Source organism: Paenibacillus kyungheensis (assembly GCF_028606985.1).
In the GTDB taxonomy this organism is placed as follows: domain Bacteria; phylum Bacillota; class Bacilli; order Paenibacillales; family Paenibacillaceae; genus Saccharibacillus; species Saccharibacillus kyungheensis.
In genome coordinates, this window is record NZ_CP117416.1 from 2,600,670 (window position 1) to 2,626,480 (window position 25,811).

8 protein-coding genes and 2 pseudogenes are annotated in these 25,811 nt (G+C 44.1%); all 10 read left to right on the forward strand.

Going from position 1 to position 25,811, the window contains the following annotated elements:
* The first annotated feature begins 1 nt into the window (after window position 1).
* The 10 genes and pseudogenes from PQ456_RS11125 (at window position 2) to PQ456_RS11160 (ending at window position 25,561) form a co-directional block, all read left to right on the forward strand.
* Window positions 2-3,790, forward strand: a complete 3,789-nt coding sequence (locus PQ456_RS11125) for an SDR family NAD(P)-dependent oxidoreductase (protein ID WP_273616195.1) — start codon at window positions 2-4, stop codon at window positions 3,788-3,790.
* Window positions 3,787-12,342, forward strand: a complete 8,556-nt coding sequence (locus PQ456_RS11130) for a non-ribosomal peptide synthetase (RefSeq protein WP_273616196.1) — start codon at window positions 3,787-3,789, stop codon at window positions 12,340-12,342. Before PQ456_RS11125 ends, PQ456_RS11130 begins: the two co-directional genes overlap by 4 nt.
* A 79-nt stretch (window positions 12,343-12,421) precedes the next feature.
* Window positions 12,422-13,726 (forward strand): annotated as a pseudogene (locus tag PQ456_RS22965) (condensation domain-containing protein); the annotation flags it as partial.
* Window positions 13,727-14,371, forward strand: a pseudogene (locus PQ456_RS22970) (AMP-binding protein); the annotation flags it as partial. It lies immediately after the preceding pseudogene.
* 3 nt (window positions 14,372-14,374) lie between these two features.
* Window positions 14,375-18,058, forward strand: a complete 3,684-nt coding sequence (locus PQ456_RS11135; RefSeq protein WP_420540668.1) for an LLM class flavin-dependent oxidoreductase — start codon at window positions 14,375-14,377, stop codon at window positions 18,056-18,058.
* A gap of 2 nt (window positions 18,059-18,060) precedes the next feature.
* Window positions 18,061-21,831, forward strand: coding sequence for a non-ribosomal peptide synthetase (locus PQ456_RS11140; protein WP_273616198.1), 3,771 nt, complete (start codon window positions 18,061-18,063; stop codon window positions 21,829-21,831).
* Between the two features lie 23 nt (window positions 21,832-21,854).
* A complete protein-coding gene (locus PQ456_RS11145; protein WP_273616300.1) occupies window positions 21,855-22,718 on the forward strand; it encodes a 3-hydroxyacyl-CoA dehydrogenase family protein in 864 nt (287 codons plus the stop codon).
* A gap of 39 nt (window positions 22,719-22,757) precedes the next feature.
* Window positions 22,758-23,906, forward strand: a complete 1,149-nt coding sequence (locus PQ456_RS11150; RefSeq protein ID WP_273616199.1) for an acyl-CoA dehydrogenase family protein — start codon at window positions 22,758-22,760, stop codon at window positions 23,904-23,906.
* A gap of 2 nt (window positions 23,907-23,908) precedes the next feature.
* Window positions 23,909-24,610, forward strand: a complete 702-nt coding sequence (locus tag PQ456_RS11155; RefSeq protein WP_273616200.1) for a thioesterase II family protein — start codon at window positions 23,909-23,911, stop codon at window positions 24,608-24,610.
* 18 nt (window positions 24,611-24,628) lie between these two features.
* Window positions 24,629-25,561, forward strand: a complete 933-nt coding sequence (locus PQ456_RS11160) for a serine hydrolase domain-containing protein (protein ID WP_273616201.1) — start codon at window positions 24,629-24,631, stop codon at window positions 25,559-25,561.
* The last annotated feature ends 250 nt before the right edge of the window (window positions 25,562-25,811 follow it).

The following is a 25,811-nucleotide window of genomic DNA, read 5'->3' on the forward strand; positions in this document are numbered from 1 at the left end:
TTTGTTAAAACAATTGCTTCATACCAATTCATCAACAAACACAACACCAATGTCCGAAGCAACAAAATTTCAAAAGATCAAGTATGGAGACATTGCCGTCATCGGTCTTGCTTTGGACTTCCCTTGCGCTTCAGATCCTGATACCTTTTGGGAGCTTCTACGCTCTGGTAAAGATGCTGTCCGCAAGCTACCTTACGGAAGAATGAACGATGCAAGTCGTTATATAGCATATCAAAATAAAAGCGATCACGAGCCAGCTTTAAGTCATGGGGAAGCTGCCTTTTTGGATGAAATTGATAAATTTGACTATAGATTTTTTCGTATGTCACCCAAAGAGGCTTCTTTAACAGACCCTAATCACCGACTTTTTCTACAAACTGCATGGAAAGCACTGGAAGAGGCAGGTTACGGCGGTAATCGTCTAAAAGGTTCTCGCACAGGAGTTTTTGTCGGATCAAGTTCAGAAGCAGTATACAAAAATATGATTGCCGAGCTACACGCTTCCGAATTGTCTATGGCTCTGACAGGCAATATTCACGCCGTATTGCCAAGCAGACTTGCTTATCTTTTGGATTTGCGCGGTCCTAGTCTCGTCGTCGATACTTCATGCTCTTCATCGCTTGTTGCAGTCCATCTAGCTTGTCAGTCGATTCGCAACGGCGAATGCGATACAGCATTGGTAGGAGGGATTCAACTTCATATTCTGCCGATTCGTAAAACGAAGGTTGGAATAGAATCATCCAACGGACGGACGAGAGCGTTCGATGATCAGTCAGATGGTACAGGTACTGGCGAAGGAGTAGGCGTTGTTTTGCTTAAGCCACTGGAAGCCGCATTAGCCGATAGAGATCATATTCATGCAGTCATTAAAGGAAGCGCCATTAATCAAGACGGCAAATCAATGGGGCTAACTGCCCCTAATGCTGTTGCACAGGAGGAAGTTCTTATCCGTGCATGGAAAGAAGCGGGGATCGATCCGAAGAACATCGATTACATCGAAGCTCACGGTACAGGAACCAAACTGGGCGATCCGATCGAAATCGATGGCATTCGTCGCGCATTTGCCCGTGTAACGGATCGCAAGCAATTTTGTGCTATAGGTTCTGTAAAATCAAATTTGGGTCATCTTGACAATGCAGCCGGGATCGCTGGAATGATCAAATCTATACTGGCTTTGAAATATAAGCAAATTCCTCCAACCCTGCATGTCCGCAGAGCGAACAGAAGCATACCGTTTGAGGACTCTCCAGTGTATATTAATGACCAGTTGCAGGAATGGGAGAGTGATAATTCAAGATTATGTGGGGTTAGTTCTTTCGGCATCAGCGGTACGAACTGCCATATCGTCATGGAAGAAGCTCCTATTCCAAGTCTGGTTGAAGAAACAGGGAGTCCACATCTGTTTACACTCTCGGCTCGCAGTATAACAGCGTTGAAGAGAGCGGTATCAGACTATGCTGTATTTACCGAACGTAATCCGGATGTCTTGCTGATGAACCTTTGTTACACTGCAAATACAGGTCGTCATCATTGGGAACACCGATTGGCCGCGGTCGTTGAAAGCATGGCTGAACTTAGCAGCCTGTTGCAGCTTGCTTCTAGAGACTGGGAAGCTGCCTGTATGAACGGAGTATTTTATGCGGAATGTACACCGGATGACATGCCCGCTAGATCACTTGTTCTTGCTAGTCAACAACGGGCAGAGCTTGAACAAGTATGTGCACAATATGTTTCCGGTTCTATGTTTGAATGGGAGACATCCTATTCCGGGCACAGAGCACATCGAATAACGTTACCGACATACTCATTCGATAAATCTCGATGTTGGCTAGAGATTCCGGATACAACAGAACAAATGTTTTATACGACACGTTGGGAGAAAAGCTTCTCTATTGATCACAACTATGCTGTGCACGGAACAACATTGCTATTACACAACTGTTCTCCAGCAGCAATAAATATAGTGAATCTACTCCGAACTCAAGGCGGCAGGGTGATAGAAGTAATAATAGGTTCCCGATACGAAATGCTAGATGACGAGGATCGGTATTTCATAGGTTATACAGAAGAGGACTACAGAAAGCTGATTGAACATCTACAGGAAGTCCAGTTGGATCGGATTTTGCATGCGACCGCACTAAATCCTGATCCAACGATAGAAAGCGTCAGCGATTTGATGTCGGAGCAACAGTCCGGATTGTATAGTTTGTTTCATCTGGTGAGCGCATTATCACTACAAATTTCAGACAGACCGACAGAGCTCATAGTACTAACGTGTTATGGAACCCGAACAACGGTGAATCAAGAAATAGTCCACCCGCTTCGTACAGCCTTGTTAGGTCTGGCTAAGGTCGTACACTGGGAAAATCCACAATTGCGGTGTCGTTGTATTGATTTAGATGAGAATACGGACTCGCTTCATATTTTGAAAGAAATCAGTGCATCGCAGACAGAATTTCAGATCGCTTACCGTGGAGAGCAACGTTGGGTTGAGCGTCTTGCTCACCTAGAAATAGCTCAAGCGACAACAAGCGAGGCGTATATACGAACAAATGGTGTTTATGTTATCACAGGAGGACTTGGACGTTTAGGTTTGCAGATGGCTCGTTATTTGGCATCTAAAACCAGGGTGCATCTGATTTTACTTAATCGTACTGCCTTTTCATCCCGATCCGAATGGGACGAATTGAACAAGCACGGCGAAAATGATGAGATGCACCGACAAATTCAAGCTATACAAGAAATTGAAGCGACGGGTTCGCACGTTCATATATATCAAGTCGATCTAACAGATGTTGATCGATTAAATAACGTATTGATTGATGTGCGCAATCAGTATGGTAGTTTAAATGGAATTATGCATTGTGCAGGGGTTGGCGTCGGCATGATGGGAGAAATGATACCGAACGATCGTCTTGAAACATTTGAAGCGGTGATTGCTCCCAAAATTTTAGGAACTTGGAATATTGCGCAAGCCACAAAACAGGATGATATGGATTTCATGATTCTATTTTCTTCTGTGATTACATTGATTGGGGCTGTAGGAAGCGGTAGTTATACAGCTGCTAATGCTTATTTGGATTCTTTCGCTGCCGATGCCCGCTTACATGGAAGACCCGTGACAACTATCAATTGGCCCTATTGGCTTAAAGAAGATGAGGAAGAGGAAATCGGCAACCAGGCGAAAGAGATATTTCGTTTTCTAGCGCCCGAAAAAGCGTTCAGTGCGCTGGATGATCTACTTGGTTTGCCGCTAGATCGTGTTATTATTGGTCAGCTCCATCGTCAAAGTCCTGTCTTACAGTTGGGAGATCATCTGCCTTTAAAATTATCAGACGAGTTACTTGATTCTTTTCCCGATACAAGAAAGGCGCAAAGCGTACCCTTATCTGTCAAAAGAAAAAATGTGAAATTGAAAGGGACGAAAGATGCAAACGTATCGGAAGTTGAGCAATTTGTCGCAACTACCTGGAATGAGGTGTTGGGATTTTCTGAATTGAGTATAGATGACAATTTTTTTGATCTTGGTGGTGATTCTATTATGGTTACAAAAGTGTTTTCGTTGCTTCAAGAGCGTTATGCAGACCGTATTCGAATGGCGGATTTATTCACTTACCCGACCATTTCTAAAATCGCTGCCCACCTAGCATATCGGCCAGATAAACCTTTTAACAAAGAGCAAGGAAATATCGGAGATGGCATTCTGCGTCTTGTGAGTGAACTGGAGCAAGGTAACATGACGTTGGAGCAAGTTGTAGAACAATATCAATTATTAGAGGTAGAACGATGAAAGATACAATATCTTTAATATTCGAACAAATTGCAGCGGGTAAAATAGAGCGAAATACAGGCGTAGAATTGTTAAAGCAAATGAAAAAGGATCATTCTACAGTATCAGATGAGATGGCTATCATTGGAGTCGCCGTCAAGTTACCACAAATATCCGGATTGGATCAGTTATGGAATCATCTGAAGCATGGCGTAAACAGCATCGGGGAGTTTCCTACATCCCGGCGTGCTGATACTGACCGCTATTTATCTTACATGGATCAGTGGACTCCGAATACCACTTACCTGCCTGGTGCATATTTGGATGAAATCGATAAATTCGATTATAAGTTTTTTCGATTGACTCCCAGAGAAGCGGGACTTATGAGCCCTGCACAAAGACTATTTCTCGAAACTGCTTGGGAAACGTTTGAAGAAGCTGGTTACGGCGGGGATAAGCTATCGGGAAGCCGGACAGGCGTTTATATCGGTTATGGATCGGATTCGTTGTTCGAATATGTTCGTTTCATCCAGGATGTAGAACCATCTGCTCTTTCGATGTCGGTGCCCGGGAATTTAAGTCCGATTGTTGCCAGCCGGATTTCTCATTTGCTGGATCTGCGAGGCCCTGCACTAGCGATTGATACCTCTTGTTCTTCTTCTCTGGTCGCTCTGCATGAAGCATGTCAAGCAATACGTAATGGCGAATGCGATCAGGCCCTAGTCGGTGGAATTCGCATCAACTATATGAGACTGTCGAATCAGATAAATATGGGTATTCAAGCTTCCGATGGTAGAACACGAACGTTCGATGACTCCTCCGAAGGAACAGGAAGCGGAGAAGGTGTCATTACGGTATTGATAAAGCCTGTTCGAAAAGCGATAAGCGACGGTGATCACATTCATGCCATTATCAAAGGGAGCTCGATTAATCAGGACGGTAATTCTCTTGGATTGACCGCTCCTAATGTACGTGCACAGGAAGAAGTCATTCTTCAGGCGTGGAAAGCAGCTGGTATTGATCCGCAGACGATATCCTACATAGAGGCACATGGAACAGGCACAAAATTAGGAGATCCGATCGAAATCGAAGCCATTAGACAAGCCTTTCTACGTCATACGTCAAAAAAACAATTTTGTGGTGTTGGCTCAGTGAAAAGTAACTTTGGGCATTTAGACAATGCCGCAGGGCTTCTTGGATTGGTCAAGACAATATTAGCGCTCAAACATCATGAAATACCGGCTACGCTTCATTTTCAAAGTGCAAATCGACAAATTTCGTTTGAGGATTCTCCGGTCTATGTGGTTGACCGTTTGACTCCATGGCAAACGAGTGATCATCCGCGAAGAGCTGGTGTCAGCTCATTTGGTCTCAGCGGCACGAACTGCCATGTCGTTCTGGAAGAAGCGCCTGCACTCATATTGTCCGAACTGGAAAATTTGGAAGGATATTTATTGCCATTATCGGCCAAAACGATGCAAGCACTCCGAACGACGGTTGAGCAGTATTTAACACAATTACGAGAAAACCCATCTTGGTCTCTTGCCGACATTTGTTATACAGCCGGAACATGCAGAGGTCATTATGCCTATCGATTAGCTATTCACGCTTATGACCTTCAGGAAATGCAAATTAAGCTAGATCGGCTGATTAAAGAATGGCCTTCTAACGATTGCACTACCGAAGGTGTTTTTTACGGAGAAAAGGATTCTACGCGACAGCCAGAAGACGTTGCGCTTGTGACTGCTGTTTTTGAAAAGCTGAACCAATTGTCCGAGTCGGATGATAAAACAGAGCGTTTGGATATGCTGATGGAGCTAGGCTATCTGTACACTAAATTTACGGACATTCCCTGGGATGTACTTTATCAGGGAGAACATCGTCAGAAATTATCGTTGCCTACCTATCCATTTGAACGAACTCGTTGCTGGATTTCGATAACACCTCGACAACATCAAGCAAAGGAGCAAACGATTTCTATGAATATAGCGCTAGATAAAGGATCGTCCGCTCACAGAAAGCTTATTTTTGAATTTGTTATGCAGACGCTAGAAGATATTTCTGGTATTCCACAACAAGAAATTCAGGATGAAGTTAACTTTTTCGAACTTGGTCTTGACTCGATTCTTCTGTTTCAAGTGAGCGAAAAAATAAAAGACCGTTATACATTAGAATTGTCGTTAAGCCGATTTTATGATGAATTGTCTACGCCTAAAGCATTGATCGATCATCTTGCGACTCATATACCTCAAGAGTCGGAGGTATCGACATTGAATTTACAGACTGCTCAAGCGGCGCAGACCCCGACAAGAAACGATGAGCCGACTCAGGACGATTTGCCAACGAGTGATCTTACGAGTATGCAGCCGTCTGGGCAAAGATCGGAGTTAAAAGATCTATTCTCCAAGCAATTGGATATTATATCGCGACAGCTAGATCTGCTACATGAAGATCAACATGTCACTACGAGTGGTTCGCATAATTCATCTTCTGACGAACTAGGAAGAGCGGCGCAGACGAACATCGTTCTTAAAGAAGGAACGGAGCTACCACTTACAACGAGTTCAGAGTTGTCTAGAGCTTTTCCCAAGACGGGCAAGCAAGAAGCGGAAGTATTCATGCCCTATCGCAAATTAAATTTGTCAACAGCGAAAAATTTATCAGACAAACAGGCGCGTCATACAGAAGCACTAATCGGTCGTTTGAGTGAACGATTTAAGGTCACCAAAGAGTTCACGCAAAAATATCGCGCTGTATTGGCGAACAATCGTAATGTAGCTGGCTTTCGGCCAGCATGGAAGGAAATTATTTTTCAGGTTATTGCAAAGCAAGCACAAGGTGCAAGGATTTGGGATATTGACGATCATGAGTATATAGACATCTCCATGGGTTTTGGTGCTTATTTACTCGGTCATGCGCCAACTTTTATTACCGATACTATTCGTACAGAGTTAGAAAAAGGGATGGCGATCGGTCCAATGAATCCGCTTGCAGGCGAAGTCGCCGATCAGATTGCGAAGTTTACTGGCTCCGAACGTGTCGCCTTTTTTAATTCTGGAACGGAAGCGGTCATGGTTGCACTTCGATTGGCACGAGCTGTCACAGGTAGATCGAAAGTTGTATTGTTTGAAGGCGCGTTTCATGGAACATTCGACGGTGTGCTGGCGAGACGACATACAGCTGAACCGGATGGACGTTCAGCGCCTATGGCTCCAGGTATTACCGATCATCTCGTAGGAGATGTGGTTGTGCTGAAATATGGTGATCCGCAAGCACTAGAGATAATCAACCGTCTTGCTGGAGAACTGGCAGCCGTACTCGTTGAACCTGTACAGAGCCGTCGTCCAGACTTGCAACCACAATCGTTTTTGCACGAACTGCGTAAGATAACAGAGAATCATGGCGCGGCGCTCATTTTCGATGAGGTCATTACAGGGTTCCGGATCGGGCAGGGCGGTGCTCAAGAATGGTTCGACGTCCGTGCAGACATTGCCACTTACGGAAAAGTTATCGGCGCGGGCATGCCTGTCGGTGTCGTTGCAGGCAAAGCAAGGTTTCTAAACGCAATCGATGGGGGTTGGTGGGAGTATGGAGATGCTTCTTACCCGACCAGTGACGGTAATCGTACGCTAGTCGGAGGGACGTTCTGTCACCATCCATTGACAATGGCTTCAATTCTGGCCATGCTTACCCATTTGCGAACAGAAGGGCCAATGCTTCAGAAACGGCTAAATGAGCGAACTGAACGATTGGTCAGCAAATTGAATCGTTATTTCTCAGAGCGGCAATTACCGATTTCGATGGTTCATTTTGGTTCCCTCTTCCGGTTTGTATTGCAAGGAGATTTGGAGTTATTGTTCTATCATTTGCTTGAGAAAGGAATCTATGTATGGGAAGGACGAAACTGCTTTTTATCGACAGCACACACGGATGAGGATATCGACAAGATTATCCATGCCGTAATAGAAAGCGTAGAAGAAATGCAGGCCGGTGGTTTTTTTTCGGAGAAGCGTGAAGAAAAAGCATCCATTACCAGAGCTGAACGCAACAAATATTATCCGATATCGTCCGCACAAAGACGACAATATGCTTTGCAACAAATTGATCCTGCAAGTACTGCTTACCATTTGACATCTTCCTTTATGTTAAAAGGTCCAATGGATCGACAAATGATGGAAAAAGCTCTGCAACGACTTGCTAATCGCCATGAGTCACTTCGAACTTCATTTGCATTTGTAGAAGGTGAGGTTGTGCAAATTGTTCATGAAGATGTGCGACTACCATTAGTTTCAGTGCAATCAGACGATCTGCTCGCTAGCGAACGTTTCAGTCAACCATTCGATCTCGGTCAAGCTCCATTACTGCGGGTGCATTTGCGAGAAGAATCTCCCGAAAAACATGTCATTGAATTTAACATGCATCACATTGTTACAGACGGAATTTCGATGGACATTTTGTTCCGCGATCTAGCTGCTCTTTATCAAGAACAAGATTATATTCTTCCCAAGCTGGAGATTCATTACAAAGACTATGCTAAATGGGAACTCGAACAGTTCAGTTCTGATGCGATGCAGCAGCATGAGTCCTACTGGCTTGAACAGTTCACAGAGGAACCACCCAAGTTACAGTTGCCAACCGATTACCCGCATCCAGCCGTCAAAAGCTTTGAAGGGGGGAGTCTCTCGTTCGTAGTCGATGAATCGTTGCGACAGGATTTGAACGTGTTGGCTCGAAAATCAGGGGCTACATTGTATATGGTTCTTCTGACTGCCTATCATCTTTTTCTTAGCAAATATACGAGTCAACAAGATATCGTTATAGGTTCTCCAGCAACTGGTCGTCCGGGCTTGGGGACAGAAAATGTCATCGGCATGTTCGTTAATACGTTGGCATTACGCATTCGGTCGAACGGGAACCAAACGTTTTCAGAACTTTTACGACAGGTTAAAGCAAGTACCTTAGCTGCCGTGGAGCACCAGTCCTACCCTCTCGACCGTTTAATCGCTAAATTACCATTAGAACGGGATACGAGTCGCAATCCATTGTTTGACACTTTGTTGGTGTTTGACAAAGATATGAGTTCTAATTTTGCGCATACAATCAAAGACATAGAAATCGAACGAATTCGTCAAGAACTACAAACTGCGCAATTCGATCTTGCTCTTCATGCAGTGGAAGAAAGTCAGACGCTTCGTTTCACATTGGTGTATGCACGTAAATTGTTTGCAAAAGAAACAGCAGAAAGAATGCTGAAACATTTTGAAAGGATTGTCCAACAAGTCGTCCTTTATCCAATGTCTAAACTGAGCGAATTCGACCTTAGTACAGAGGAAGAACTTAAACAAATAAAAACCATTTTTAACAATACGCAAGCCGAATACGACAAGGAAGCGACCCTGCCTCACCTGTTCGAGGAACAGACTGCGCGAACGCCAGACCAAACAGCCGCGGTGTTCAGCACCGGATCGTGGACGTACAGCGAGCTGAACAAGCGCGCGAATCAACTGGCCCGAACGCTACAAGCCAAAGCGGTGAAGCCAGATCAGTTGGTGGGGGTATTGCTGGAGCGATCCCCTGAAATGATGTTGGGTCTGCTCGCCATTTTGAAAGCCGGCGGGGCGTACGTGCCGATCGATCCCACCTATCCTAAGGAGCGAATCAGCTATATGCTGCAAGACAGTGGCGCTTCGCTACTGCTGACACGCGGAAAAGAGACCACCCTCGACGTGCCCTTCGAGGGAGAGGTGCTTGACTTGACCGACGAGGCGCTGTACGCCAACGATGACACTGATTTACCTGGTGGAGCAGGGGCGAATGATATGGCCTATGTCATTTATACCTCCGGTTCAACCGGCGAACCCAAAGGAGTGATGATCGAGCATCAGGCGGTGATCAACCGGTTGCAGTGGATGCAAAAGCAGTTTCCGTTGACCACTCGCGACGTCATCTTGCAAAAAACACCGTTTAGCTTTGATGTCTCGGTGTGGGAGTTGTTCTGGTGGAGCTTGTCCGGCGCGTCGGTCGTGTTTGCCGAGCCAGGAGCCGAGAAAGATCCGGAAGCTCTTGCGCAAAGTGTCCATGAACACCAGGTGACCGTGATGCACTTCGTGCCTTCGATGCTTCAGCTGTTTTTGGAGCATGTGGAGGCAACCGGACAGGATAAGCTGCGCTCCTTACGCCGCGTCTTCGTCAGTGGAGAAACGCTGCAAGCGAGTCAAGCCAGTCGGTTCGGACGGTTGCTCAAAGACAGATGGGGAACAGAACTGATCAATTTGTATGGCCCGACGGAGGCGACCGTCGATGTGTCGTACCATGAATGCTCGTGTGAAGATCATGTCACGCACATTCCGATTGGGCAACCGATCGACAACATGTCCCTGTATATTTTGGACCGCGAAGGACGGGTGCAACCGGTGGGGGTACCCGGCGAGTTGTACATCGGGGGCGTGGGTCTAGCCCGCGGGTATTGGAACCGTCCGGAGCTCACCGAGGAGCGGTTTACGACGCAGAAAGCCGTACCAGGGATACGGTTGTACCGGACCGGGGATATCGGGAAGTGGCTATCGAACGGGGAAATGGCCTACGGGGGACGGATCGACCATCAGGTCAAAATTCGAGGAAACCGTATTGAGCTAGGGGAAATTGAGACACAGTTATTACGGCATCCTCAGATTCAGGAAGCGGTGGTGACGGTACACGAAGCCGAAGCAGGGCGGAAGGAACTGAGCGCGTATTACGTCTCGGAAGGGGTGCTGGGAATCGGGGCGATTCAAGCGTATGTGGGCGAGCGGTTGCCCGCTTACATGGTACCCACCTATGGGAGACAACTGGAGGCGATGCCGCTAACGGCGAACGGGAAGCTGGATCGGAAGCGTCTACCGGCTCCTCAGAGGCAAGCGGAGCAGAGGAGATATGTCGCTCCACGCAACGAGGTCGAGGAGCAGCTGGTAAGCGTCTGGCAGGAGGTGCTCGGGGTCGAACGAATTGGCATTGATGAGCATTTCTTTCATATGGGAGGCGACTCAATCAAAGCAATTCAGATTAGCGCCAAGCTCATGTCTACTGGTCTTGTTATGCAGGTCAAAGAGTTGTTTGAAAAACCAACGATTCGATCCATATCACCGCTGATTAGACAACAGGTTCATAATAGAGATCAAGGATCTGTTGAAGGAGCAGTTATATTAACGCCTATTCAACATTGGTTTTTCGATAAGCACTCATCTGATCTACAACACTTCAATCAATCTTTGTTAATGCGAGCTGCTCACATGTTGGATGCCGAACTAGTGAAAAAGGTCATTGCCAAGCTGGTGGAGCACCATGACGCTTTGCGTCTGGTATTTGAAGAGTCAGAGGGAAAATGGATTTCGTTTAATCGGGGTCTTAGCGATAAGCCGAATTTCGAATTTCAAGTTCATAATTATCGTGATCTTCCACAAGTCAACATGGCGAGCCAGATCGAAGAAGAAGCAGCAAAGTATCAGGCTTCTATTCATCTAAACGAAGGCCCATTATGTAAAGTTGTTTTGTTCCAGACCGCTGATAAAGATTATTTACTTTTTATCATTCATCATTTGGCGGTAGACGGCTTATCTTGGCGCATATTGCTGGAAGATTTCCAAACTAGTTATGCACAGTTGTGCCAAAACAAGACGATTCAATTGCCAGATAAGACAGATTCTTATTTGTTGTGGGCCAATCGATTGCAAAACTATGCGAATATGCCAAACAAAATGCATGAAAGTTTTGAATATTGGAAAGGTTTTGCATCACACCCGGTCGACTCTTTACCCGTCGATCGCTCGGTCACAGGTCGGTGTGAAGCAAGGATGCAGTCTAAGACGCTGAATTTTCCCGAACCGTTCACAGAACTTTTGTTGACGACGGCACATCGTGCTTATCATACAGAAACGAATGACTTATTGTTGGCTGCCCTTGGATTGACTATACATGAATGGGCAGGACTGGAACACATATGGATTCAGCTTGAAGGACACGGTCGCGAGTCAATTATGCCAGAAATCAACATTAACCGGACTGTAGGATGGTTTACCTCCCTGTTTCCTGTACTGCTATCTTCGCATAGTCCGTCCGGCAACTTGTCCGATATTATAAAATCGGTGAAAGAGAGCATTAGAGGCATTCCGGACAAAGGGCTAAGTTATGGAATGTTGCGATATCTTACCGATCAAAATTTACCTGAGATTGAGCCCGAGATTTGTTTTAATTACTTAGGCCAGTTCGACCAAAGACAATCGTCGGACGTGTTGATCTTGTCAGAGCTTCCTATCGGTCGTGTAGTGAGTCCAAATATAGAATGCCCTTTCAAAATCGATATTAACGGCATCGTCAAAGACGGACAACTTATACTAACCTTCCGATTTGATCGTGAGGAGTTTTTAGAATCCACGATTCAGCGCTTTATAAGTACTTATGAAAGACACCTTAACTGTCTTGTTTCTCACTGTGTCGACAAGCCAGATTTGGATTTTACACCAAGTGATTTCAGCGCGGCCGGACTAGACATGGAAGATTTAGACGATGTGTTTAGAGCGATAGAAGAGAAATTTTAAATATTGTATACTGTGGCGGACATCTATATTAAAGGTGGGATAGCTCGCAATGAACATTAAGAAAGAAAACATCAAGAACATGTACCCCCTATCCCCAATGCAGGAAGGGATACTGTTCCACACTTCACTTGACTCAAAAACAAATGCTTATTTTCAGCAATTTGAAATCAAGATTGAGGGAAAGCTAGACATTGCTTTGTTCCAGAAAAGCTTTGAATGGTTGGTTGAAAGGCACGATGTGCTACGTACGACATTCGTCTATGAAAAGGTAAAGCGCCCGCTACAGGTCGTTTTCAAAAGTTGGCCGAAAGAATTAAAAGTTATCGATCTTTGTAGCGTACCCGAAGCAGATAAAGAAATCCAAATCCAGAAAGTGAAACAAGAAGATTTGGAAAATCGTTTTGATTTGTCTCAAGATCATTTAATTCGCATTACGGTATTGCGTATACATCCTGAGCAGTATTCGATTTTTATTTCGTACCATCACATTCTGATGGATGGCTGGTGTATTGGCATACTATCGCGAGAGTTGTTTGCCGCTTACGAGGCTTTGAGGCACGATCGAGAAATAAACTTGGATGAGCCTTATCCGTTCCATGGATATATCAGCTGGCTAGATCAGCAAGATATGACGGAAGCAACATCGTTCTGGAGCGAATATGTTGAAGGTTATGACACAACTGCGATCGTTCCACAGCAGCGATCGTCTCAACAGCAACGTTACTTGTTGAAAGAACATCGATTCACGCTAGACGCGACCCAAACGAATCAGTTAAATGATAGGGTTCGAAGATACGGAGTTACGCTCAGTACATGGATACAAACGGTTTGGGGGATTTTGCTCCAGAAGTATAATCAGACGGAAGATGTTGTTTTTGGTGCTGTCGTTTCGGGTCGTCCGGCTGAACTACCCGGCATTGAACGAACAGTTGGATTGTTTATCAACACAGTACCTATTCGAATTCGTTGTGATGAGAAAGCTTCTTTTGAGGAGGTGTTGCTTCACGTTCATCGTTCATCCATTGCGATGAAACCACACGAGCATTTCCCTCTTCATAAGACGCAACAATTAAGCGAGCTAAAGCAACAGTTGATTCAACACATTGTTTTATTTCAAAATTTTCCGGTTAGTGAAATTGCTAAAACAACAGCAGATGTCGATTTCCGTGTTTCTGAAGTTCATTTGTTCGAGCAGACCAATTACGATTTTGAGCTTATTGTTGAGCCAGGAGATGCTCTAGGGTTCATGATCAGATACAATGAAGCTGTATACGAGACAATGTTCATCGAATGTGTTGCACAACACATTATTCAAATGATCGGTACAGTACTGGAAATGCCTGCTTGCCCATTAAAAGATCTGCAACTGCTTTCTCCAGAGCAAATGGATCATATTCTTATTGATTTCAATCGTACGCAACAACCACTTGTGGATAATGTACTCATTCACCAAGTATTTGAACAACAGGCAGCACGAACTCCTAACGATATCGCGTTAGAAGGCCGAAATCGTATAAGCTTTGGAGAGCTGAATAAAAAAGCAAATCAGCTTGCCCGACGCTTACGTCAGGAAGGAGTGGCTCCGGGTGTGCTTGTTGGACTACTGATCGACGCTACAGAAGAACTTGTCATTGGGTTACTTGCTATTTTGAAGGCAGGAGGGGCATACGTGCCGTTGGATCCACAGTTTCCGCCCGATCGTATTGCCTATATGCTTGCAGACAGCGGAGCAAAATTGCTTTTGACCCAAAGCGAACATTCGGTGAACACCACTACTCAGGCGAAAGTTATCGAAGTTGATCGCCAAGAATATGATGATGAAGATGGAGACAATTTGCTACCTTTGCAGCAAGAAAGCGATCTGGCTTATGTTATCTATACTTCTGGTTCAACCGGACAGCCAAAAGGTGTCATGGTGACCCATCGTAATGTCATCAACTTTTTTGTAGGCATGGATGAGCGGATTCAGCCTGACAGTAACGATGTGCTACTTGCGGTGACAACTATCTCGTTTGACATTTCTGTATTGGAAATGGTATGGACGCTAACTCGCGGAATTTCAGTCGTATTGCATGAAAAAACAGGGCTACAATTCGAACACTTTGATCGTTACACAGCTGATGATTACGATAAAGGTGTAGAATTTAGTCTCTTTTTCTTTTCTAGTTACGACAACAATGATCAAGAGCACACAAACAAATATCAATTGTTACTGGACACAGCAAAGTATGCGGATCAGAACGGATTTTCCGCTGTGTGGACTCCAGAGCGACATTTCCATCAATTTGGAGGCTTGTATCCAAATCCTTCCGTAACATCGGCTGCACTGGCTATGGTCACTGAACGTCTTCAATTGCGTTCAGGAAGCGTGGTCACTCCGTTACACCAGTCGCTTCGGATTGCGGAGGAGTGGGCTGTTGTCGACAATCTTTCGGGAGGAAGAGTAGGGCTCTCTTTCACATCTGGCTGGCATCCGGATGATTTTGTGTTAAATCCGGCGTTATATGCGAATCGGCACGAGGCGATGTTTCGCAAGGTAGACGAAGTGAAGCGCCTGTGGAGCAGGGAAAGCATATCGATGCCTAACGGACTCGGCAAGGATATTGATGTTCGAGTGTATCCGGAGCCGGTTCAATCCGAACTTCCGATATGGATTACGACGTCAGGTAGCCATGATACGATTATTGAGGCTGGACGAATTGGAGCTAATCTTTTGACTCACTTGCTTGGTCAAGATGTCGACAGCCTGGCTGAAAATATTGCCCTCTATCGCAAAACATTAGTCGAGCATGGTTTTTCTCCCGATCATGGCAAAGTATCATTAATGATTCATACTTATATTGGCGAAGACATGGAATCGGTAAAACAACGGGTCAAAGAACCTTTTTGCAACTATTTACGTTCAAGCTTGCATCTGATTCGCAATTTGGCAGATGCGCTAAATATGAATACGGAAGAACTACAGACTGAAGAAGCAATGAGCACGTTGCTGGATTATGGCTTTGATCGGTATTGGCAAACAGCCTCACTGATGGGTACACGCGAAAGCTGTAAGGAGATAGTGTATCGATTGCAGCATGTGGGCGTAGATGAAATTGCATGTCTTATCGATTTCGGATTAAGTTACGATCTGGTCATGGATGGATTGGAGAAGCTGAGCGAGTTGTGTCAGTGGTTTCAGAAGTCGTCCGATTCTTTAGAGCAACAGAACAATCGCCAAATAACGATGTTTCAATGTACGCCTTCCCGATTAAGATCACTAATCAAGGATCCACATTCACAATCTTTTTTGCGCTCGCTTCGTACAATACTGGTCGGTGGAGAACCGTTTCCCGCCGATTTGGCAAAAAGTGTGAAAAGCGTGACGAATGCCCGTATTCTCAATATGTATGGACCAACGGAAACAACCATTTGGTCCGCAACGTATGAAGTTTCAGAGCCATCTCAATCTATATGTATCGGCTTGCCTATTACAAATACACAAATGTATTTGTTGGATTCACATGAAAGACCTGTTCCGATCGGAGTCGTCGGTGAGTTGTACATTGGTGGTGAAGGGGTATCGAACGGATATTGGGAACGTCCCGAATTGACTACAGAGCGATTTGTGTTGAACAAGTTTACCGGTAAGGGAAAGATGTACCGGACAGGCGATATTGGCCGTTATTTTCCAGATGGCAACATCGAACTACTCGGGCGACGTGACGACCAGTTTAAGGTGCGCGGTTACCGTATAGAAGCCGGCGAAATTGAAGCGGTTCTACTGCGTCATGGCAGTGTTAGGGAAGCAATCGTTATGCTAGAGGATGAAGGATCAGATGATAAAACTCTTGTCGCTTACGTCATATGGAAACAAGCAGGGAACGAAACAGAGCTTCGTACGTATATAGGCAACTTACTTCCATACTATATGTTACCAGGGAGATATGTTGCTTTGGCGAACATTCCGCTTACTCCTAATGGCAAAGTGGATCGCAAAGCACTTGTTGTTCTCGGGCAAGCATCGGTTAGCTCTACTCGGTTCGTTGAGCCAACAAGTGACATCGAAATAGTTATGGCCCAGATATGGCGTCAAGTGCTCGGCTTGGAGAATATAGGTGTACACGACAACTTTTTCAGACTGGGAGGCGATTCGATTAGTGCGCTTCAGATCTCATCTCAGCTGTTGAAATACAACTACAGAATGGACATGAAACATTTGTTCCAGCATCCTACAATTGCCGAATTAAGTCGACTCGTTCGCACGGAAGAAGTCAAAAAGCATGACAACGGTATAGTAGAAGGTTCTGTTGTGTTGACGCCAATCCAACATTGGTTTTTGGAACAAGAATTATCGGATGCTCATCATTATAACCATGCTGTCGTTCTTCGTGCTGCAAATCGATTTGATGCTACTATCGTGCAGCGCGTGTTAGAACAATTAGCAAAGCATCATGATGCTTTGCGTATTGTTTTTCGGCAGGACAGCAGTGACGGTTCAACAATAGCTTTTAACCGTCCGCCAGAAGCGAACTTCATCGAGCTACACGTAACGGATTTGTGCGGTGATCCTCAATACATGAAAAAGGCAGAAGCGGAATTTGCGCTGCGACAATCGACACTGAATCTGGAGAATGGGCCGCTGTTCCGAGCGGTATTGATACACACAGATGAGGGAGATCATCTACTGCTCGTCATTCATCATCTCGTAGTCGATGGAGTCTCATGGAGAGTGTTACTTGAGGATTTCGCTAGTGGATACCGACAAACGTTGCAAGGAGAAGATATTCATTTTCAGAATAAAACAGATTCATTCCAGAAGTATGCGAGAAGTCTTATCGATTATATGCAAAGCGAAGCGTTAATGGCTGAAAAGAATTACTGGAAGCAATTAGAAGATTATTCGTTCCAACCGCTACCACGATCTAGAGCCGTGACGAATCGACCGACAACGAGCACGAATTGCGTCGTGCATTTGACACTTTCAACACAGCATACGCAACAATTAATGCAAGAAGTTCATCATGCTTACAATACAGAAATTAATGATATTTTGCTTACTGCATTAGGGTATTCGGTTAAAGAATGGATCGAGTCTCCATATGTACTATTCGATTTAGAAGGACATGGTCGTGAGTCATTCGTTGAAAATTTAGACGTTACGCGAACTGTAGGCTGGTTTACTTCTATTTATCCGGTAGCGCTGGATATGTCAAGTTCCGATCGTTTATCTGACCAGCTCAAAAAGGTAAAGGAAAGCTTACGAGGAATTCCTAGTAAAGGGTTAGGGTATGGTGTGCTGAAATATTTGACCCCTGCCGAAAAAAAACAAGAAATGAACTTCAACGTGCAGCCGGAAATCATGTTCAATTATCTCGGGCAATTCGACCAAAGCGTTCCAGAGGACTTATTCGACCTATCACCATTGTCGACGGGACCGATGTTGTCGCCCCACTCGGAACGGAAATACGCTCTTCTAATCAACGGCATAGTGCGAAACAACTCGTTACAACTTTCTTTTGACTACAGTAGCGAAGAGTTCGTAGCATCTGAAATCGAATGGTTTGCAGATCTGTATCATCGTCATTTGATACAAATTATTCATCACTGTGTGGGAAAAAATCAGACGGAATTGACGCCTAACGATTTGTTATATCAAGATTTCACGCTTGAAGAGTTGGACGAGCTTCGCGAGGAAATTACGGCATCCGTCATAGAAATGGGAGAAGAGGATTAGTTATGTCGAAAAAAATAGAAATCCAAAATGTATATTCGCTTTCCTCTATGCAAGAGGGCATGCTGTTTCACTCGTTGGTCCATAAGGAAAGTGGCGAGTACGTGCTACAGGCGGAGTTCGACATACACGGATCGATAAATGTAGAGACGTTTCGGAAAAGCCTTCGAATTCTTGCTAATCGTTATGATATTTTGCGTAGCATTTTTAACTACAAAAAAGCGAGCCGTCCACTGCAAATCGTATTAAAAGAGAGGTCGATTTCTGTTCAGGTAGAAGATCTTTGCCATCTGGAAGAAGTAGAAAAAACTCAGCAGTTGCAGGTATTCAAACGTGCTGATTTGATTCGCAGTTTTGATTTAACAAAAGATATGTTGATTCGAACCGCAATCATTCGTACGGAAGAAGATCGATGCAAGCTAATGTTAACATATCACCACATCCTGATGGATGGATGGTGTCTCGGAATTTTATTTAACGAGTTAACACAAATCTATGACAGTTTGAAAAACAATACAGATCTTCATCTACCTTACGTATATCCTTACTGGATGTATATCAAGTGGGTGGAAGAGCAAAATAAAGAACAGGCAGAACGTTACTGGGAGCAGTTGCTTGCGGGCTATGAGCAATCAGCTTTGCTACCCCAAGCAGAGGTTCGGCATGATCATGTTCAATATCAGTTCCAAAAATATACGTTTAGCTTCGATTTATCTACGACACGGGAATTGACAATGCTGGCGCAACACTCGCAAGTGACGCTATATACGGTCATGCAGACATTATGGGGCGTTCTGTTGCAAAGGTATAACAATACGACAGACGTTGTATTTGGAGCTGTCGTCTCAGGACGTCCGGCGGATTTGGTGGGCTCAGAACGAATGGTGGGCTTATTTATTAATACTGTTCCCGTGCGTATTCGTAGGGAAGACAAAGAATCTTTCGCTGAATTGGTTACGAAGGTTCAGTTGCAAATGACCGAGGGGAGCCCGTACGAGTATTTCCCGTTGCACAGCATACAAGCGAATACGATGCTAAAGCAAAATTTATTTCAGCATATCATTGTCTATGAAAATTATCCTATTCAGCGAGAATTAAGTAGTTCCAACACTACAATAGACGAGCTAGGTTTTGCTGTGAATAATTTTGAAATGCGTGAGCAGACTAATTACGATCTGAATATCATTTTCGTGCCGGGAGAACTGATGACCGTGACAATGACTTATAACGCTGAAGTCTATTCCAAGGCAGGTGTTCAAGCGATTGAGTCACATTTAAGTCAGCTGGTTCGCTCCGTGCTGGACAACCCGTCTGCCGAGTTGTCCGATTTGGAAGTGATCACCGTGGCTGAGCGAAAAGCGCAGTTACCTTTCCACCACCTTGCGGTCTACCCTGAGCAAGTGACATTATCCGAGCTGTTCGAACAGCAAGTGCAGCGAACCCCCGACACGATTGCCGTTGTCTATGAAGGGGAAAGCATAACCTACCGTGATCTTAATGCTCGAGCGAACCAACTTGCATATGTACTTCACAGCAAAGGAGCAAAGCCGGACAAATTTGTAGCGTTACTTTTCAGCCGCTCTATCGATATGATTGTGGCGATCCTTGCCACTTTAAAAGCAGGGAGCGCTTACGTACCCATAGATCCAGCATATCCGGAACAGCGGATACGTTATATGTTGGAGGATAGTCAAGCGGTTTTGTTGCTGGTAGATCCGGAACATCGTCAAGCGGCGTCCTGTTTCGAAGGAACCATCATTCAAATGAATGATCCGGAGATTACATCTGCTGCGGATTCCGATAGACGGCAAGAAGCAACCGCACAGAATTTGGCTTATGTTATATATACTTCTGGCACGACAGGTATGCCTAAAGGAGTCATGATTGAGCATCGCAACGTTGTGAGTCTGTTTTTCCATGAAGGCTGTTTATTTGATTTTGGGGCAGACGACGTTTGGACGATGTTTCATTCCTATTGCTTCGACTTCTCTGTCTGGGAAATGTATGGGGCGCTTTTGCACGGTAGCAAACTCGTCATTGTACCGGATCAAATCGTCCGTGATCCACAAGGATTTCTGGAGTTATTACAACAAGAACAGGTGACGATTTTGAACCAGACACCAACGATGTTCTATCACATTATACAAGCGGATGAGAAGCTGTCCAATTTCGATCTTCGGCTCAGAATAGTTATTTTTGGCGGAGAAGCGCTTGCTCCTTATCAGCTTAAAGGATGGAAAAGAAGGCATCCTCAAATACGTCTGATCAATATGTATGGTATTACTGAGACAACCGTACACGTAACCTTTAACGAAATTACGGATGCCGATATTGAGCGTAACTTAAGTAATATTGGATCACCGCTTCCGACGCTGAGGCTATACATTTTGGATGAGGGTTTGAATCTGCTTCCGCAAGGCGCGCCAGGGGAAATATACGTAGGAGGCGAAGGCGTTGCACGTGGTTATTTGAATCGGCTTGAGTGGACGAACGAGCGATTTATCTCAAATCCTTATGCCCCCGGCGATATTCTGTATAAGACGGGAGATTTGGGTAAATGGCACCACAATTGGCAAATGGAGTATCTAGGACGTGCCGATCAACAGATTAAAGTGCGGGGTTACCGAATTGAAGTAGATGAAATCGAATTTTGTTTGCTCCAGCATGATGCTATACAAGAAGTGGTAGTACTAAGCAAAAAAGGCGCCGGAGGCACGGTCGTTCTTTGTTCGTATATCAAGGCAAATCGGACACTCCAATTAGAGGAAATTAGGGGTTATATCGGGGATAAATTGCCATCGTATATGGTTCCTTCGTTTTTTTATCAGGTGAATACTATTCCTTTGACGACAAATGGAAAAGTTGATCGGCAGGCATTATTAGCTTTAGAACATGCAATGGGTACTTCAATAGAGCAAAAGACGGCAGCAACGGATGAGGTTGAGCGGGAACTGTTTGCGATGTGGAAACAGGTGTTAGGAGTCGAGCATTTTGGGATACACGATCACTTTTTTGATGTCGGCGGCAATTCTATCCTGCTCATACAAGTTCACAATTTAATAGACAATCGTTATCCAGGGAAAATGACGATTGCCGATTTATTCACATATTCCACCATTTCCAAACAGAAAGAACTAATTTACCAAACAAGCCGTTCGGAATCATCATCGGTGAACATACAAGGACTGGTACTGCCTTCGAGCTACTATGCAGAGAATGATGAACGAAGAGAAGCTACTCATTACCGCTTCTCTTTGTCAGATGTTCTGTACAATCAACTTATGTCGATTTCTCGACAGGAGCAAGTGACGATTGTTGAATTGATGCAAGGATTGTTCGTATACGTCCTTTCCGAATTGCTAGAAACTCAAAACATATCGTTACAAATTCTGATGGAAAAAGGTATTTTGCAAATCGGGATTGACTTCCAGTCTGTATCAGATTTTTCAGAGCTGTTCCGTAAAATATCGGATCAGAAACAGCCTCAGAGCGAGCTTTACAATTACTCGCACCTTAATCAATCTAGACAACAAGCACTTCCAGAAACTGTATATCCAGTGTTCGCTCAATCGACTAAAGACGACCGTCTTTTGAATTTGACGGACTACTTTGATTTCGGGCTAGAGTGGAGAACTGGTGACAAAGGGGCAGAGTTTATCTTTCACATGGATCATCGCCGTCTGGATAAAGAAAAAATGCGATCTATATATTCCAAATATGTTGCTTTCCTCAAAGTGTTTGCTGAAAATCAGAAAGCTGTCGTTCGCAAATCCTAATTCATAAATAATGGTGGTGCTTAATCATGCAAAAAATTGGAGTCATCGGTGCGGGAACGATGGGAATTGGACTTTCACAGTCGCTGGCCCAAGCTGGCTTAGATGTCGTTCTTGTTGATATTGCAGATCATATTCTTGCTCATTCCAAGAAAGAAATTCAAAAAAATATACGCTTCTCGACTCTTTTTAAAAAAGACCCTTCGTTGGAAAGTGTAAAGACTGTACTTGGAAGAATTACTTTTACTACAGATTATCATTTACTGAGCGATATCGATTTTCTTGTCGAGAACGTGACCGAAAAATATGAAACAAAACGTGCACTTTACAAAATGATTGATCCCATTTGTTCTCCAGAATGTGTGTTTGCTATTAATACGTCTTGTATCTCGATAACTAAGCTCGCAGCTGAGACAAAACGTCCGGATCGGGTGATTGGAATGCATTTCATGAATCCGATTACAATGAAGCAAACCATTGAAGCGATTCGGGGATTTCACACTTCAGACGAGACTATCGAAAACGCTAAAGCTTTTCTTGCCCGATTTGATAAGAATATGATTCTCGTCAATGATCTACCGGGATTTGTTTCGAACCGCATTTCCCATCTATTCATGAATGAAGCCGCATTTGTGGTACAGGATCAAGTGGCCGAGCCGAAAGATGTCGATGATATTTTCAAGCAGTGCTTTAATCATGCAATGGGCCCGTTGGAAACTGCCGATCTTATCGGTCTCGATACAGTTGTAGATTCACTTGATGTGCTTTACGAAAGTTACCAGGATCCGAAGTATCGCGTTTGTCCACTGCTACGTAAAATGGTTGAAGCTGGTCTACACGGCCGCAAGAGCGGTCACGGTTTTTACGATTACTCGAACGAGCTGAGTTAACAGAATACTTTATCTTATTTTAGAAAGGTGTACTTCTACATGCGATTTGGGCTAAGTAAAAAGCAAGAACAGTTTCAAGAAGAATGTCGTTTGTTTGTCGATCGTGAAGTCATGCCACTGGCTAACCAAATGGATCGGCAGGAAAATACTTCCGAAGAATTGATCGCGAGAGTAGCAGAGCAGGGATATCTAGGAGCAGTGGTTCCCAGTATATACGGCGGAAGTGAACTTGATTACATGAGTCTCGGACTGATGCATGAACAAATCGGTCGCGGATGCTCTTCTATACGTAGCTTGCTAACCGTTCACGGCATGGTGACATTGGCTATCCGCAAGTGGGGAACCGAGCAACAGAAGCAACAGTGGCTTCCTGATTTGGCTACGGGGAGTCTAATCGGTGCATTCGGTCTGAGCGAGCCCAATGCTGGTGCTGATGCGAAAAGCATCGAGACGACAGCAGAACTGGTAGATGGACGCTATATTCTTAATGGTCGAAAGAAATGGATTACCTATGGTCAAATTGCCGATCTCTTTCTAATATTTGCATGCTATGAAGGACAGCCTACTGCTTTCTTGGTGGAGCGTAGCAGCAAAGGTTGCACGACTCATGCAATTGAGGGCATTTTAGGAACAAGAGCTTCGATGCTTGCAGAGCTACACATGGAACATTGCGAAGTCCCCATGGAGAATAAGTTGGGGGGAATAGGGCTCGGGCTATCGTTTGTAGCCACTCACTGTCTAGATTACGGACGATTTTCTATTGCTTTCGGTGCAGTTGGCATTGGACAAGGATGTTTGAACGATAGTCTCGAATATACATTAAAGCGCAAGCAGTTTGGCGTTGCTCTTCGTGAACATCAGCTGATTCAAAAAATGATCACTGAGATGACTGTCCATATTGAAGCGGCTCGGTTACTTTGTATGCAATTAGCTGATTTGGCCGATTCAGGAGATCCCGATTCTATAATTGCTGGCTGGAAAGCGAAGTATTTTGCAACGTCTATATTAGGTAAAATTACGAGCGATACGGTTCAAATTCAAGGAGCATACGGTTGTAGTATAGACAGTAACGCTCAACGGTATTTCCGTGATGCTAAAATTATGGAAATTATCGAAGGGACAACCCAAATGCATGAAATGATTATAGCTGCCAATGCCTATACGTCAAATGAATATGAGGTCAAATAAATATGAAGCTGTTTTGTTTCCCATACGCAGGAGGATCTGCGACCGTGTATCAGAAATGGAACAAGTATTTAGCCGGCTCAGTTGACCTTTGTCCGGTAGAATTAGCGGGAAGAGGAGTAAGATCTCGGATTCCCTTGTACAATGACTTTAAAAAGATGGTAGAGGATGTATTTATAAATATAAAACCACAAATTTTAGAAGGTTCATACGCTTTTTATGGGCACAGTATGGGAGCACGGCTTTCTTTCGAACTGGCAAATCGTATTCTAGAGAGTGGATTAAGCGGTCCTAAGTTTATGTTTATGTCGGGATGCGGTGCTCCGGACTTTGAGGCAACCCGGCGACCGTATCATTTGCTTCCATACGATGAATTTAAAGAGAAAGTCGCAGGTTTAGGTGGCATGCCTCCAGAAATATTAAATAACGATGATATATTTAACTACTATGAGCCGATCATTCGCTCAGATTTCAAAAATTTGGAGACGCTTACTTTTCGAGCTTCTTATGTTCCTCTTGCTATCGATTTTGTTCTGATGCACGGTGATCAGGACTCAATTCCATTAGCAAATGTCGAAGCGTGGCGCAACTACACTTCACGATCTTGTCGAATCGAAACATTTAAAGGGGGTCATTTTTTTATCAATTATCACGAAGAACAAGTAACAGAAGTCATTAAAAGCGTGCTTTTAGGGTATGAAGTATAGTCGCAAGGAGTGAGCAGATTGGGACATTCTACAGATAATCTTTTTAAATGGGATAGTAGTCTATTGTCTGAAGTGTTAGTTAAAGAAAAAGTATCTGGCTGTTTGATCAGCATTGACAATGATATCGTCTATCAATTTTTTAAAAATAAGAAGATGCAAAAAAAGCAACACAAAGTAAACTCATGTACAAAAAGTGTGACCTCCTGCTTAATCGGCATCGCATGGGATCAGGGATATATCCCGGACTTGAGTACGCCAATTGTCGACTACTTTCCATCGTTGTTGGAAGATCGTGATCAGAGAAAACAGCTGATTACGATCGATGACTTGCTAACAATGACCGCCGGGTTCGATTGGCCGGAAATGGGAGAATGGGGAGGGTGGCCCCATATGATTCACAGTCCGAATTGGGTAAAATATGTACTTGAAAGGCCTTTAGTTACCGAACCCGGACAGACGATGAATTATAATTCAGGTTGCAGCCAGCTTTTACTCGCTATTTTACAAAAAATGACGAAGCAAAGAGCTCGTGATTACGCTGTTAATCATTTATTTTCACGGCTCGGGTTCAATGATTTTATCTGGCATGAAGACCCTCAAGGTGTCAATATTGGTGGATTTGGACTTCATATGACCATTCACGATCTGCATAAGTTCGGCATCTTGTACTTAAACAAAGGAAAATATGGGAAAAAGCGCCTGTTAAGCGAAGAATGGATTACTCGTACAACAAAACCTGAGCATTTGACATATTCTGCTTTCGGTCATTACGGACGGCATTGGTGGGTTTCCGAAGCACCCAATATTGGTACCTATTATTTTGCCATGGGAATGGGAGGGCAGTATTGCTGTATTGTTCCATCTCTAGGGATGAATATCACCATCACAAGCGATACTTACGGCGATACTGTGAAACCGTTACAAATCATTAAAAACGTTTTATTACAGTAGACATTCAAAGACACATAAAATAAATGAATATACAAGATGCTATCAAACAAAAAAAGGCGTCGATAATAATAAATTGAACCCTACAAAATGGACGCTTTGAAAAAAGTCATATTGTAGGGTTTTATTTGTATACCCTAAAGAAAAAAATAAGTAGTGATCAAAACGCATGTTAAAAAGTTATTTTGTAAGTAAAAAATATATGAGTAACTGATTGGTCACGTATTATAAGCCTATCTAATCGGTGGGTAAA